11 protein-coding genes are annotated in these 13662 nt (G+C 61.2%); 5 read left to right on the top strand and 6 right to left on the bottom strand.

The window, feature by feature from the left end:
* The first annotated feature begins 406 nt into the window (after nucleotides 1–406).
* Nucleotides 407–2188, top strand: coding sequence for a hypothetical protein (locus tag MTX23_RS23820; protein ID WP_280972622.1), 1782 nt, complete (start codon nucleotides 407–409; stop codon nucleotides 2186–2188).
* A gap of 22 nt (nucleotides 2189–2210) precedes the next feature.
* Here MTX23_RS23820 and rffA read toward each other — a convergent pair whose 3' ends face one another.
* Nucleotides 2211–3353, bottom strand: a complete 1143-nt coding sequence (gene rffA / locus MTX23_RS23815; RefSeq protein WP_280972621.1) for a dTDP-4-amino-4,6-dideoxygalactose transaminase — start codon at nucleotides 3351–3353, stop codon at nucleotides 2211–2213.
* 216 nt (nucleotides 3354–3569) lie between these two features.
* On the opposite strand from rffA, the gene MTX23_RS23810 reads away from it, so the two are divergent.
* The gene (locus tag MTX23_RS23810; RefSeq protein ID WP_280972620.1) at nucleotides 3570–5015 is read left to right on the top strand and encodes a hypothetical protein; all 1446 of its coding nucleotides are present in this window, start codon (nucleotides 3570–3572) and stop codon (nucleotides 5013–5015) included.
* A 13-nt stretch (nucleotides 5016–5028) separates the two neighbouring features.
* Here the strand turns inward: MTX23_RS23810 and rfbA are convergent, their stop codons facing one another.
* Entirely contained in the window at nucleotides 5029–5904 is an 876-nt protein-coding gene (gene rfbA, locus MTX23_RS23805; RefSeq protein ID WP_280972619.1) for a glucose-1-phosphate thymidylyltransferase RfbA, read from the bottom strand.
* 260 nt (nucleotides 5905–6164) lie between these two features.
* Between rfbA and MTX23_RS23800 the strand changes: the two genes are divergently transcribed.
* The 3 genes from MTX23_RS23800 (at nucleotide 6165) to MTX23_RS23790 (ending at nucleotide 9168) form a co-directional block, all read left to right on the top strand.
* Entirely contained in the window at nucleotides 6165–7193 is a 1029-nt protein-coding gene (locus tag MTX23_RS23800) for a hypothetical protein (protein ID WP_280972618.1), read from the top strand.
* Between the two features lie 171 nt (nucleotides 7194–7364).
* Complete coding sequence (locus MTX23_RS23795; protein ID WP_280972617.1) at nucleotides 7365–8465, top strand: DegT/DnrJ/EryC1/StrS family aminotransferase; 1101 nt, start codon at nucleotides 7365–7367, stop codon at nucleotides 8463–8465.
* 1 nt (nucleotide 8466) lies between these two features.
* Nucleotides 8467–9168: an NDP-hexose 2,3-dehydratase family protein gene (locus MTX23_RS23790; RefSeq protein WP_280972616.1), complete on the top strand. Its 702-nt coding sequence runs from the start codon at nucleotides 8467–8469 to the stop codon at nucleotides 9166–9168.
* Between the two features lie 32 nt (nucleotides 9169–9200).
* Here the strand turns inward: MTX23_RS23790 and MTX23_RS23785 are convergent, their stop codons facing one another.
* From MTX23_RS23785 to MTX23_RS23770, 4 genes are read right to left on the bottom strand one after another with little or no spacing between them, the layout of a single operon-like run.
* Nucleotides 9201–9992 carry a class I SAM-dependent methyltransferase gene (locus MTX23_RS23785; RefSeq protein ID WP_280972615.1) on the bottom strand — a complete coding sequence of 264 codons (792 nt, stop codon included), beginning with the start codon at nucleotides 9990–9992 and terminating at the stop codon, nucleotides 9201–9203.
* Nucleotides 9989–11182, bottom strand: a complete 1194-nt coding sequence (locus tag MTX23_RS23780; protein ID WP_280972614.1) for a glycosyltransferase — start codon at nucleotides 11180–11182, stop codon at nucleotides 9989–9991. The genes MTX23_RS23785 and MTX23_RS23780 overlap by 4 nt, the downstream gene beginning before the upstream one ends.
* A 3-nt stretch (nucleotides 11183–11185) precedes the next feature.
* Complete coding sequence (gene rfbB / locus MTX23_RS23775; protein ID WP_280972613.1) at nucleotides 11186–12298, bottom strand: dTDP-glucose 4,6-dehydratase; 1113 nt, start codon at nucleotides 12296–12298, stop codon at nucleotides 11186–11188.
* A 30-nt stretch (nucleotides 12299–12328) separates the two neighbouring features.
* Complete coding sequence (locus MTX23_RS23770) at nucleotides 12329–13612, bottom strand: hypothetical protein (RefSeq protein ID WP_280972612.1); 1284 nt, start codon at nucleotides 13610–13612, stop codon at nucleotides 12329–12331.
* Nucleotides 13613–13662: the final 50 nt, after the last annotated feature.

The raw sequence follows: 13662 nt of genomic DNA, 5'->3' as shown, positions 1-13662 counted from the left end.
TGATCAGAAGGTCATCCGCATGGGACAGGGCGAAACGCGCGCGGGCTGGTCCTTGACCTCGGTTCAAACTCGCGAGTTTAGTTCAAGCAGGGAGAGCGCAGCTAGGTGCTCGTGCTGCAGCGGCCGGAAGGGCCGGGCGGGGCGGCGGCAGCGTCCGCCACCGCTGCGGCGGCGCCGAAGAACGGCGAGTCCGACGGGCTCTGAAACCCCGCTTTGAAAGTGGCGGCGCGCCGGCCGGGCGGCCATCTAGCAGGCCTCGATGAAATCCGGTACAGCATCCGAAGCCAGCGAACTGCACTTTCGGATTTTGCCTTTGCCTGACGCTCTGAGATCATCGACCGCGAAGGAAAACGCTCGAAGTGCGCGCTTGGCGGGAATATTCGAAAGTGCGGTCTCCTGCGCGTCGGTGGCGGCGAGCGTCTGCCTTCTCGTCTGGGTGCTCTTGCTTTGCCGGCACGGCATCGATTTCACCGACGAAGGCTTTTACCTAAACTGGATCGCCGCTCCGCAAGAGTACCGGGCATCGATCTCGCAGTTTGGATTTGTGTACCATCGTCTCTACCGGCTCGTCGGCCAGGACATCGTGCTGCTTCGGCAGGCGAACGTCCTGATCCTCTTCTTCTGTGCGTTCCTGCTGTCCCTGACGACGCTCCACACGCTGCGCGCACGCCGGCCCGAGACCGGCTCCAGCCCGCCGGTGAGGGGGGTGATCGCCCCCGCGTTCGTGGCCGCGAGCGGCGCATTGGTGTTTTTTGACCTCTGGCTGCCGACGCCCAATTACAACTCCCTTGCGTTCACATCCCTGATGATCACCTCCATAGGGGTGCTCCTGAGCGCCCGCGCTTCGCCGCGGTGGAGCCTCGGCGGATGGGTTGTCATAGGAGTGGGAGGCGCATTGGCGTTTCTTGCAAAGCCGCCGTCAGCGGCGCTGCTTGGATGCCTTGTGCTGGCTTACACGATCGTGATCGGGAGATTCTCGATACGCGGGCTGCTCGCATCCGGTTTGACGGCGGTGTTGATCCTAGTCTTTGCGATGCTGGCCCTTGATGGCTCTCCCACCGCATTTGTGGCGCGCTACACGCGCGGACTTGAGCTCGGCACTGCGCTGGTGACGGGGCAGCCCGTCGAGCACATGTTTCGGCTGGATCTGTTCACCTTGAGCCAGGAGCAGCGTGAGAATTTTTCGCGGCTACTTGTGTTGGCTTTCGTCATGATCGTGTTCACCACCAGTGCGAGCCCGGCGCTGAGGATAGCGTCCGCAGTCATCGCCGCGGTCGCTTCGGCGGTCACGGTCTGTGTGAGTCTCGGATGGATCAATCTGGGCATTTCGTACGAGCCGTTTCAGCCGCTGCTGTTCTGCGCGATCCTGTTTGCGACAGCCATTGCGGCACTGGTCTTTTCGCCCTGGAGGCGCGCGCTTCTTTCGCGGGATGTCGTTGCGACCACGGTCTTCTTCGTGGTGCTGCCGTATGTGTACGCATTCGGTACCGGCAACAATTATTGGCAACAGGGTGCGCGCGCCGGATTCTTCTGGCTGTTGGCTGCAGTCGTTCTCAAGAGCGCACCGGTTGCGAGGGAGGGGACTCTCGCCCGGCGACGCCTTACTCCAATTCTTGCGGCGGCTCTGCTTGCAACGACCGAGGTCCTCTATGCAACAGCGCAACATCCGTATCGCCAGATCGCACGGCTGCGGACGCAGGTTACGGCAACCGAATTCGGCAGCCCCGATCAAAAGCTCCTGCTGAGTTCGGAGACGGCGTCCTATGTCCGACATCTCAGGACCATCGCGGCCGAGAACGGATTTGTCCGTGGCAGCCCCGTGATTGATCTGAGCGGCGTCAGTCCCGGCGCGGTCTATGTCCTTGGAGGGACGGCCCCGGGGGCCGCTTGGCTGGCTGCGGGATATCCCGGCAGCAACAATTTCCTGCACACTTCATTCGCGCAAGTCGACTGTGCGAAACTCGCAGCGTCCTGGCTGCTGACGGAGCCCGGCTCGCCCGACTCATTCTCGCTCGATGTGCTCCGTCCCTACGGGATCGACGTGTCCCGCGACTACAAGGACATCGGCGGAGTTCAATCGGTCCGGGCATTCTCCCCGGTCAAATTCGAGCAGCGCCTTTACAAGCCCGTAAGAGGCTCAAAGGAGGCCACCGAAGCGTGTGAGCAGGCTAGATCGGCGAAGCCGTAGAGACTACGACAACTCCGCCGGATCAGCGGAGGAGAATGTCCTGTAGCGTGTCGGAAACCCGCTGCTGCTGCTGTTCGCTCAAGCCTATCCACGACGGCAGCCGGATCAGGCGTTCCGACACGGATGTCGTGGTCTTCAGCTCGCTGGCGGCGCGGCCAAACCGCTGCCCGGCCGGTGAAGAGTGAAGCGGCACATAGTGAAAGACCGCGTGAATTCCGCGCTCCTTGAGCTTTGCCAGCACGGCGCCGCGGTCGATCTCCGGAGCGAGCAGGACGTAGTACATGTGTCCGTTCTGGCTGCAGCCGGCCGGCACGATCGGCCGGCGCAGCACGCCTTGCTGCTCCAATCCGGCGAGCATGCCGTGGTAGCGATTCCAGATCGCGAGCCTTTCGGAGGTGATTTGCTCTGCCTGTTCGAGCTGGGCCCAAAGGAATGCCGCGGTCATCTCGTTCGGCAGAAACGAGGAGCCGACATCCTGCCAGTTGTACTTGTCGACCTCGCCGCGGAAGAACCGGCTGCGATCTGTCCCTTTCTCGCGCATGATCTCGGCGATGGTGACGAGGTCGGGATCGTTCACCAGGATGCACCCGCCCTCGCCGGACATGATGTTCTTGGTCTCGTGAAAGCTGAAGCTTCCGATGCGTCCAATGGCCCCGAGCGCGCGTCCCTTGTAGTCCGCCATGATGCCCTGGGCCGCGTCTTCCACGATGCTGAGGCTGTGACGCTCGGCGATCGCCACAATCGGGTCCATGTTGCAGGCGACGCCTGCGTAGTGCACGGGAACGATCACGCGCGTCCGCGGCGTGATGGCGGCCTCGATCTGGCGTTCGTCCAGATTAAGCGTGTCCTCGCGAACATCGACGAACACGGGCACCGCCCCGCGCAGAACGAACGCATTCGCAGTGGAAACAAAGGTGAATGAAGGCAGGATGACTTCATCGCCGCTCTTGAGGTCGAGCATCAACGCGGCAAGGTCGAGAGCGGACGTGCATGAGTGCGTCAGCAACGCTTTCGCAGAGCCGGTGTGCCCCTCGAGCCAGTCATGGCAGCGCTTCGTGAACGAACCGTCTCCGGACAGGTGGAAATTTCGCTGTGCTTGCTCGATGTAGGCAAGCTCATTTCCCGTCAAATACGGCCGATTGAAAGGTATGAATTCGGATCCCATCCCTCACTCATTCACGTCGACCGCTCGAGGTTTTACCGGAAATCATATCGACATCCATCTGCGATGCTGCTAGCTCGCTCCCGGGGAGAGAGGTAGCCCTTGAAGCACAAAGCCGATGCGAGCGGAAACACAGGGTCGGCCGACTTCGGGCGTCATAGCCGGGTTCGCCGCCTTGTTCAAGGCTGGTCGGCAAATGTCGTCCAGCTCGCTCTGGGCGTGACTCAGCAAGTCCTCCTCGTTCCGGTCTTCCTGCATTTCTGGAGCAGCGAGGTGCTCGCGGCGTGGCTGGCCATCGTCGCCGCGGGAAACCTCATGCTAGTCGCCGACGCCGGCCTGCAACTCCACGCCATCAATCGCTTCCTGGTTTTCAAGTCGAGCGTCGATCCCGATGGACGCACGGCAAACTTCTACGCTCGCATGCGGCTTATCTATTTCGTTGTCGTCGGCGGGCTCAGCCTGCTGTTGCTGCTGCTCGTTCGATTTGCGTCTCCCGCAACGATGCTGGGGTTCCAGGGCGTTGAGGAGTTCGAAACCGCCTTCCTCGTCATGACGATCGGCGCACTGTTGATCCTGCCTTCCAACCTGGTCTCGGCGTTGTACCGGGCGCGAGGCGAGTACGGCCGGGCGGTGTGGCTGCAGAACGGGGCCATGCTTGTCGCACAATTGGCTCAGCTCGTCGCGGTCATAACGCTTGGTACGCTGGTCGCCGTCGCCGTCGCCTTTATCTCGATTCAGTTTGCGATGGCGGCCTTCCTCGTCGCGATCGATGCGCCGCGCCTGTTTCCGTTCCTGCACCACAAACACGCGCCGATGTCCTGGCGCTGGTCTGGCGGGCAATTTCGGTTGGCGTTTCCGTTTGCAATTGCCAACGTGACCGAGCTCGCCTTGCTGAACGCACCCGTGCTCCTGGTCAGCGCATTCCTGGTAGATCGTGTTGCGGTCGCGCAATGGGGACTGACGCGGGTGGTCGTCGGCCTCCTAAGAGGACTGTGCGTCCAGGTCAGCCTGCCGCTCGCCGCCGAACTCGGTCATGATTATGCGATCGGCGACAAAGAGGGTCTGCGCCGGCTCTATGTGCGGGGCTCGCTGCTCGTCACGGTGCTTGCCAGCCTGATCGTGTCGGGCCTTCTGCCGTTCTGGCCGGATTTCTTCGCGCTGTGGACGCACGACAGCGTCCCCTACGATGCCGGCCTGACGGCGACCTTGTTGCTCGGCTCGGTCCTAACCGCGCCATCGCTGCTTGCGCTTTCGTTCGCCAATTACAGCAACCGCCGCGATCTTCTGGTTCGCACCAAGGGGCTGCAGCTCGTTGCATTCCTGGTTCTGTCCGTCACCCTGATTCCCACCATGGGGGTGCTTGGAGCGGCCATCGCCATCGTGCTGAGCGATCTGCTGATCCAGCTTGGGGTGCTCGGAATCATCGTCATGCGTCAAACCCTGGAGAACCCATTTCGCCACCTGTTCAGCCTGGGACTGGTCGCGATGGCGATCATCCTCTCGGGGTACGGCCTTGGAACGGTCATCAGGTCGTCGCTGGCGCTCACGGGATTCCCGCGCCTTGCTGGCGAAAGCCTAGTGTGGTTGGCGGCAATGGGGCTCGTGGCCGGCGCGGTCTGGACCCGCCGCATTCGTGAGACGCTAATGGCGTCGATTCCCGATTAGCCGGCCATCGCTGCTAGCGGAGCCCGGCCTGGCGGATGAGGTATTTTCCGTAGGCGGTATTCTTCATCGGCTCGGCGAGCTTCACGAGCTGTTCGACGTCGATGAAGCCCTGGATGAAAGCGACTTCCTCCGGACAGGCGATCTTCAATCCCTGCCGTTTCTCCACAATGTAGATGAACTCGGAGGCTTCCAGCAGCGATTCGTGGGTTCCTGCATCGAGCCAGGCATAACCGCGACCGAAGCGCTCGGCGCGAAGCTCGCCACGATCGAGGTACCACTGGTTGACGTCGGTGATCTCGAGTTCGCCGCGCGCCGAGGGCTTCATCTCGCGTGCGACGTCGACGACGCGCTCGTCGTAGAAATAGAGGCCCGTCACGGCATAGTTCGATTTCGGCGCCTTGGGTTTCTCGACGATCTGCACCGGACGGTGCGATGCGTCGAACTCGATCACGCCATAGCGCTCGGGATCGTCAACCCAGCACGCGAACACCGTTGCGCCGCGCGTCTGCTCGGCGGAATCGCGCATTAGGGCGCGCAGATTGTCACCATAGAAGATGTTGTCGCCGAGGATCAGGGCACAAGGACTGCCGGCCAGGAAGTCACGGCCGATCAGGAACGCTTCGGCGATGCCGCCGGGATGATCCTGGATCGCAAAGGACAGGTCGATACCCCACTGCCGCCCGTCGCCGAGCAGCCGCTTGAATTGGTCGATCTCCTCCGGAGTCGTGATGATCAGCAACTCGCGGATTCCGGCAAGCATCAAGGTGGTCAGGGGATAGTAGACCAGCGGCTTGTCGTAGATCGCCAGCAATTGCTTCGAGGTCGCAAGCGTTAACGGATAGAGTCGGGTTCCCCGACCGCCAGCCAGAATGATTCCTTTGCGTTTCATGTGCTCGCACTCTATGTCAGTATTCACGGCTACTTAGGGTGGTCCGTTAGCACGCGCCGCAGCCAACTCAAAGGTCAGAGCCGGCCGCGCCGACGCCAAGACCGATCCCTAGAGAGAAAATCGTTAATTTTCCCAGTGCCTTAGGTTGGGGTCCTAGCTGCATTGCTAGGCCTCCACCTCTGGGCTAGGAATGGAGCAGGGACGTTTCCGGCACGACACTTCCGCGCGCCGCGCCCCTTCCGGCTGACCGACAAGGCATCATGGCGAAGCCCGTCTACTGCACTTACTTTGACCACAACTACCTGCCGCGGGGCATTGCCCTGTATCAGTCGCTGCAACGACATGCGCCGGGTGCGCGGTTGTGGGTGCTTTGTCTCAACGAAATCTGCTACCGCGCGCTCATAGCGCTCGACCTTCCGCATCTCGTGCCGTGCCGGCTCGCCGATTTCGAGGCAGCTGATTCCGAGGTGGCGGCGACGCGATCGACGCGCAGCACGATCGAATACTTCTTCACCTGTTCGCCGGCCTGGATGCTCTTCGTGCTGGAACGAGAGCAGGACGCGGAATGGGTGACGTATCTCGACGGCGATCTCTATTTTTACGCGTCGCCCGAGCCAATCTATCAGGAGCTCGAAGGCTCGTCGGTCGCGATCATTCCCCACCGATATACCCGGGAGATCGCACGGCTGAAGAAGTTCGGCACTTACAATGTCGGCTGGGTTGGCGCCCGCAACGAACCGGACGGTCGGGCGATTATAGAGTGGTGGCGAACGAAGTGCATCGAATGGTGCTATGATTACGTGGACAACGGGCGCTTTGCCGACCAGGGTTATCTCGATTCCTTTCCCGGTCTATCGGAGCGGGTCAGGGTTGTCGATAACATCGGAGCGAACCTAGCTCCCTGGAACATCGGTAATTATCGAATCGATTTCAGCAACGACACGGTCCTCATCGACAAGACGCACCCACTGATATTTTTCCATTTTCAGGGGCTGAAGAAAGGACTGGCCTGGTTCATTTTCAACAGTCACCGGCGCTATCGGGCTCCTTTCTCCACGAACGCGCGCGAACACATCTACAAGCCGTATATCAATGAACTACTCGAGATCGAAAGACGCACCAGCGCGCTTCTGGAGGTTCCCAAAATGAAGCCGCATGGGCGGTCATCGAATGTCGGTCTCAGGAAATACCTGGAGGGCAAGGCGCGAAATTTGGCAACGCGCTTTTTGCAGGTGCTCGACATCGTGACCGGCCGGGCCTTTTTCGTCTACAAGGGAGTTGCGCGCTGAGAAGCCGCGCACGCGACTTGCGTTCATGTGTCGGGGGCGCTGCAGGACCTCTCGATCGATGCCGTTGGCCTTGATCCGTCGAAGCTGCAGATGTCGACATTCAAGTTGAGGTTTGCTAGTTCGTTCTGAACCTACTTCAGAGCGTCAAGAGCAGTGAATCAGTGGTGACCAATGCTGCCGTCGTTTTGGGAATACGGACGCGAATATGACGAGTTGCGGGACGAGATTCTCGCGGCGGTCGATCGTGTCTTCAGATCAGGTCAGTTGATTCTCGGGCCGGAAGGGCTGGCTTTCGAGCGTCAGATGGCCGAATCGGTCGGCGTGACCGGAGGCGTCGGCGTCAACAGCGGCACCGACGCGATCTACATTGCGCTCGCCGCGCTCGGCGTGAAGGCTGGCGACGAGGTCATCACGGTGCCGAACACCGCGGTTCCGACTGTATCGGCGATCCAGACGCTCGGCGCACGGCCAGTCTTCGTCGATATCCGGGACAATGATTTCCTCATGGATGTCGAGCAGGTCGAGGCGGCAATCACGCCTCGCACGAGGGCGATCATTCCGGTCCATCTGTATGGACAGTGCGTCGATCTGGATCCGCTGATGGCGCTAGCCGAGCGGCACGGGCTCAAGGTGATGGAGGACTGCGCGCAGTCGCAGGGCGCGCTCTACAAGGGGCGTCAGTCGGGCAGCATCGGTCATGCCTCGTCGTTCTCGTTCTATCCGACCAAGCTGCTCGGCGGGTACGGCGACGGCGGAATGGTCCTCAGCGGTGACCAGGCCGTCATCGATCTCGCCCGTTCGCTGCGCTTCTATGGCATGGAGCAGACCTATTATGCGGAACGTCACGGGTTCAATTCTAGGCTGGATGAGGTCCAGGCAGCTATCCTCTCCCTGAAGTTGCCGAGAGTGGAAGGTTGGATCGAGCGCCGCCGTAGCATCGCCGGCCGTTACAGGCGCGGCTTTGCGGGTTGCGACCTGGAGATGCCGGCCGAGAACAACTATGGCCGTCATGTCTACCATCTCTTTGTGGTGGAGGCGCCGCGTGACCGAGACGAAACCTTGGCGCGTATCCAGGCGCGGGGTCTCAAATGCGGCGTACAATACAGGTGGCCCATCCATCTGATGCGAGGCTATCACGATCTCGGCTATCGCTCTGGACAGTTTCCCGTTGCAGAGAAGAAGGCGCAAAGGATCTTCTCCTTGCCCATCTATCCGCACGTCACAGATGACGAGGTCGACGCGATCATTGATGTCGTGAGAGCGGAAATCTAGCATGGCCGAGCACCAGAACCTCGATTGGCTGAGGGACAGGCTGCGGACGTCACTGCAGGTGGAAGCCAATGACCCTTCCAAACTGATTGAATGGCTGGAGGGCCGGCGCAAGCAGTTGCCGTTTTCCGCTCACTTGATCGCGTTGCGCGACGTGGCGAATTGGCGACAGGACGACAACGGCAATATCTACAATGTGAGCGGACAATTCTTCTGCATAGAGGGCGTGAGGGTGCAGAGCGCACCCGGCCTTCGCGAAATAGCCGGATGGGATCAGCCGATCTTCACGCAGACCGATGGCGGCGTTCTCGCGTTGTTGTGCCGGGAAACGCCAGATCGGGGCGTAGAGTTTCTGCTGCAGGCAAAGGCGGATCCAGGCAACATAGGGTATCTGCAGTTCTGCCCGACCATTCAGAGCACATGGGAAAACATTCGCGGCCTGAAGGACGCCCGCCGCGCGCCATTCGCGGAATGCCTCGATCCGTCCGACAATATTCGTCTGATCTACAGATCGAAGCACAATGAGGAAGGCAGCCGCTTCTGGCAGAAGTCGAACGAGAACATGATTCTGTTCGTGGAGGATTCGACCGCGCTGACGATCGACGATCGCACCTACCGCTGGGCCAGTCTGTCGCAGATCAAGCAGATGATGCTTCTCGACAATGTTGTGGGGCCTTACGTCAGGACTGTCGTCGCGCCGCTGTGACCTTCAGTTGATTGCGGCAGCCTTTCGCCCGGCTATTTTCTCTTCGAGAGAAGATAGGTTTCTGCTTTCGAATGATGACCTGTCACCTTGGACACGTCATACGGAATGGATGGCCAGCTTCGTTCCAGGCGCAGCCCGGCCGCTTCGCACAGTCCGATCAGTTCCTCCCTGCCGAAAACGATCTCCACCACCGGCGCGCCATAGGCATATTTCTGCAAATACGTGGTCGAGTGATCGTCGAACACCGGCACGCTGTGCAGGATGCAGTAGTTGGCGGTGACCCGGGCCGCCTCGCGGATCGCTGCGGGATAATCGATGATGTGCATCAGCGATACGCCGTTGAACGCGATATCGAAGGCGGCGTCGGCATAGGGCAGGGCGGTCGCGTCGGCAACCTCGAAGTCTGCGGATGGGTAGTTGGCATGCGCCCGCTCGATCATCGCCGCGGAATAGTCGATGCCGGTATACCGCAGGCCACCCTTGACCAGGGTATCGAACACCTCCGAATAATAGCCGCTGCCGCAACCCACCTCCAGCAATCTGGGCTGCGCAATGCCGGTCGCGGCAACGGCCTCCGCGGCCACCTGGAGGTCGAGCCGCGGCTCGCCCCGCTTCATGGCGGCGATCAGGCCAAGATAGGCCCGCTCCTGGCGGCGCACGGTCCGCGCGGCGAGCCATCCGCCCGAGGAAGCCTGCGCTTTGCGGGCTTCCTCGACCCCACCAAGCACACTGTAGTCGGTCGACGTTAGGATCTGCCGGCGGAGCAGCGGCGTCGCGTTGACAACGCGCTTGCCGATTTGCCTGATCGCGCGGGGCAGCTTCATTTTCGTGGCTTCAAGGTTTCGACGTAACCGAGAATCTCTCTCGTGCGATGGCGATAGGTGTGTTCGCCGAGGGTCTTTGCGTGACCCGCCTTCGCGATGGCGGTGCGGCCGCCAGCATCGTCGAGATATCGCTCGACGGTCTTCAGGCAATCCTCGACCGTGCGCCACACGGCGACCTCGCGATCGGGCTCGAACAGGGTGTGAAGATTGTCCTTGAAATCGGTGAGCAGGAATGTCCCCACGCCGGTCGCCTCGAACAAGCGCATGTTCCCGGCCTCCCGGCCGGCGAGGTCGATGTGCGAATTCAATGTAATCTTCGATCGCCGCAACACTTGGTACATGTCAGCGCCCCAGACCTCGCCCTGGAGGCAGGCGTGCAGGGGAGAGGATGCGGGAAGCGTTCGCGGCAACGTCCCCCACAATTTGAGGTCATAGCGTTGCGCCACGGCCTCGAGCAGCATGATCCGCTGGCGGTGATCGTCGGAGACCGTTCCGACGAACGACACGTCGACGGGAGCCTCAGCCGCCGCCGGAAGCCGCTCCAGCACGACCGGATCGAATGCCAGATGATTGACCTCGGCGCGAACGCCGCGTCTGCGGAACCACTCGACCGTCGTCGGCAATTGCGAAATCAATAGGTCGTAGGCGGCCCAGTCTTCGCCGGAAGATGGCTCGATGCCGACCTGTCCGACGATAACCGGGTTGCATACCGCCTTGATGCGGCGGATCAGCCGCGTGTCGACGTGGAAGGCATCCTGATTGAGAATGAGATCGGGCTGGAAGTCCTCGATCTGCGCGAGCAGGATGCGTTCGCCCTGCTTATCAAGGCGCGGACTGAGGCCCACGCGCCGCGCCAGCGGACGCAGCAACGGCTTGAAGGGGACCGCCGCCCGCTGCAGCCAGCCGGGAAGCCGCTGCGCCTTGCTGGACGCGATTTCGGCACGTGCCTCGACGGCCATGCCGTGTTCGTGCGCCCAGGCCGATTGCAGATACGAATTGTTGACGTGGATCTCCGCCGCGGCATGGCCGAGTTCGGCGAAGTTGCGCGAGTAGAAATCGGCCACGCCGAACAGAGTCGTGTTCCTCGCCGACATCTGGTCGGCGTAGGAGGCCTCGGACAAGGTAGGCTCGCGCCGGTACAGCCACGCCAAGAAGCGCGGGTAGTCGGCATTGAGTATCAGAATGCGCATCCGCTAGACCGCGATCCGGAAGCTGTAGTTCTTGTCGAGCCAGGCCTTGTAGCCGCCGCCTACGATCTCGTCCCACCAGTTCTGGTGGTCGAGGTACCATTGGACGGTCTGATCGAGGCCGGCCTCGAAGGTGATCCTGCAGCTTTCGCCGAGTTCGGTCGCAAGCTTGCGTGCATCGATCGCGTAGCGGTGGTCGTGGCCGGGCCGGTCCGTGACATATCGGATCAGCGAGCGGCAGGACTGGTTGGTCGCCGCCGGGCATGATGGGAAACGCGCGGCCAGCGCCGGATCTTCGGCAAACGCGCGGTCGATCAGATCGCAGATCGTGCCGACGACATCGCGATTGTTCCGCTCGCTACCGCCGCCGACATTGTAGGTCTCGCCCGGAGATCCCCGTTCGACGACCGTCAGCAGCGCCCGGCAGTGCTCGGACACATGCAGCCAGTCGCGAATGTTCGATCCATCCCCGTAGATCGGCAGCGGCTTGCCCTCGAGCGCATGGATAACCATCAGGGGAATCAGTTTTTCCGGGTGCTGGTAGGGCCCGTAATTGTTCGAGCAATTGGTGATCAGTGCGGGCAGCCCGTAAGTCACGACGAAGGAGCGGACGAGATGATCGCTGGCCGCCTTGCTGGCGGCATAGGGCGAATTTGGACGATAGGGCGTGGACTCCGAGAAGGGCGGGTCCGTCGGTCCGAGCGATCCGTAGACCTCGTCGGTCGAGATGTGGAGAAAGCGCGCATGCTGCATCGTGTCCGAGGCGCGCCAGGCATCGAGGGCCGCCTTGAGCAAGGTGAACGTGCCGAGCACGTTGGTCTGAAGGAACGCCTCGGGATCGACGATGGAACGGTCCACGTGGGATTCGGCGGCTAGATGCAGCACGCGATCGAACTTATGCTCGTCAAACAGCGCGCGCACCAGACCTGCATCCCCGATGTCGCCCTTGACGAAGACGATGCTGCCGTTCGCGATTAACAGTTCGATGCTGCGAATGTTGGCCGCATATGTCATCGCATCCAGGACGACCAGCCGGTCGTCCGGACGAGCCGCCCGCCACGCATGCACCAGATTTTGGCCGATGAACCCGGCCCCCCCTGTGATCAGAACGTTATGCATGTAACCCCTCGACGACTAGCATTGGTTTTCTCAATAGGCAGGCGCAACCGGGACCTTCAGCCGGTTCGACTGGGCGGTGAGAAGCGGCCTCGGCGTGATGTACCAGAGAACAAACACGAGCAGGGCTCCGTTCGACAGCAAGGTCGTGGTCAATGGTACGTTCAGGAACACCTGACTCAACAGTCCCCCCGACAGGATGACGAACCTCGGAGGCAGGCCGGCCGAGACCCGGTTTGCGAGAGAGATAACGAGTCCGCAGGCGGCCGCCGCAACCGGTGCCGCAAGTTGGCCGACCGACGCGACGCCCTCGGTGGCAAACAGTGATGCGTTCAGGTTCCCGAGCTCATAATTCTTGGACATCAGGACCGACAGCGGATCGCCATAGGCGCAGCCAAGGAACATCTTGATCAGATTGATCTGGCAAAAGTGCGTTAGCTGATGGGCGGAGAAGAAGTCATTATAAACGTCGAGTGCGATCGAGGGGAAGGCGATCATCCGGAAGTTGACCACTGAGAAGTATTTGATGAACGACTCGTACGGGATCGTTCCCAGCTTATAGGGGATGATCAGCAACAGTCCTCCGGAGATCGGCAGGAGCAACGACAGGAGAATGGCCGCTCTGGGCTCGAGCCCTCGGGCGACTATCGCGAGAAAGAGAAGCCAGAACGGGGCAAAGAAGGTCAACTTGGTCAAGGTGATTGGATAGAACGCCAGCAGCAGGAGGAGGGCGAGTGCGGCTTTCACTCTTTCGCCGCTCATGACGAAGCTCGCAAAGGCGAACGGCAGCAACGCGTTCGACGTTATGCCTATTGCGTATCGGAGCGGGGCAGGAAATTCCAGGGCATTCCGGAAGTCATAGATCGTGTCGATTCCTGCCAGTCTGAAATTGTAGAATGTGCCGGCCGTGACCGTTGCGGCTGCGATCAGCAGGATGGCCAGCCGCAACCGTTTCGCTGCACCTTCGCTCAGCACGACATATTGCTTGATGGGCCAGGTGATGAAAAGCACCGGGACCAGGAACGCAACGATCGAACCAATGGCGGAAGCGAGAGACAGCGCCCGGTCGTAGGAAAACTTCGAGAACACACTGAGCCACGCATAGCCGACGACCAGGGTGTACAAATAGAAGCCGACGAAATAGCCGAAACTGAACCGGGCAAGCGCAAAGAGGACGGCGACTGCCGCGAGCGGCAGGACGACCAGGCCCGCCGTCGGTAGCCGCGCCTGCGCGAAGGCGACTGCTCCGGTGTAGCCGTAGAACTGAGCGACATAGACCAGCGACAGGCAGCAGACGAAGAGGTGAATCCAAAGCAACAGCAGGCGCCCTCGCCACGACGAAGGCGTCGTGAGGCCGAAGGCCCCGG

The organism is Bradyrhizobium sp. ISRA436, from assembly GCF_029910015.1.
Classification (GTDB): Bacteria; Pseudomonadota; Alphaproteobacteria; order Rhizobiales; family Xanthobacteraceae; genus Bradyrhizobium.
This window is presented reverse-complemented; position numbering and strand designations above follow the sequence as displayed.

Excerpts from the sequence above, each read along its gene's own strand:
- MTX23_RS23790 (WP_280972616.1), top strand. The coding sequence starts at position 8,467 with ATGGCCGAGCACCAGAACCTCGATTGGCTGAGGGACAGGCTGCGGACG.
- MTX23_RS23785 (WP_280972615.1), bottom strand. The coding sequence starts at position 9,992 with ATGAAGCTGCCCCGCGCGATCAGGCAAATCGGCAAGCGCGTTGTCAAC.
- MTX23_RS23795 (WP_280972617.1), top strand. The coding sequence starts at position 7,365 with ATGCTGCCGTCGTTTTGGGAATACGGACGCGAATATGACGAGTTGCGG.
- MTX23_RS23800 (WP_280972618.1), top strand. The coding sequence starts at position 6,165 with ATGGCGAAGCCCGTCTACTGCACTTACTTTGACCACAACTACCTGCCG.
- MTX23_RS23780 (WP_280972614.1), bottom strand. The coding sequence starts at position 11,182 with ATGCGCATTCTGATACTCAATGCCGACTACCCGCGCTTCTTGGCGTGG.
- rfbA (WP_280972619.1), bottom strand. The coding sequence starts at position 5,904 with ATGAAACGCAAAGGAATCATTCTGGCTGGCGGTCGGGGAACCCGACTC.
- rfbB (WP_280972613.1), bottom strand. The coding sequence starts at position 12,298 with ATGCATAACGTTCTGATCACAGGGGGGGCCGGGTTCATCGGCCAAAAT.
- rffA (WP_280972621.1), bottom strand. The coding sequence starts at position 3,353 with ATGGGATCCGAATTCATACCTTTCAATCGGCCGTATTTGACGGGAAAT.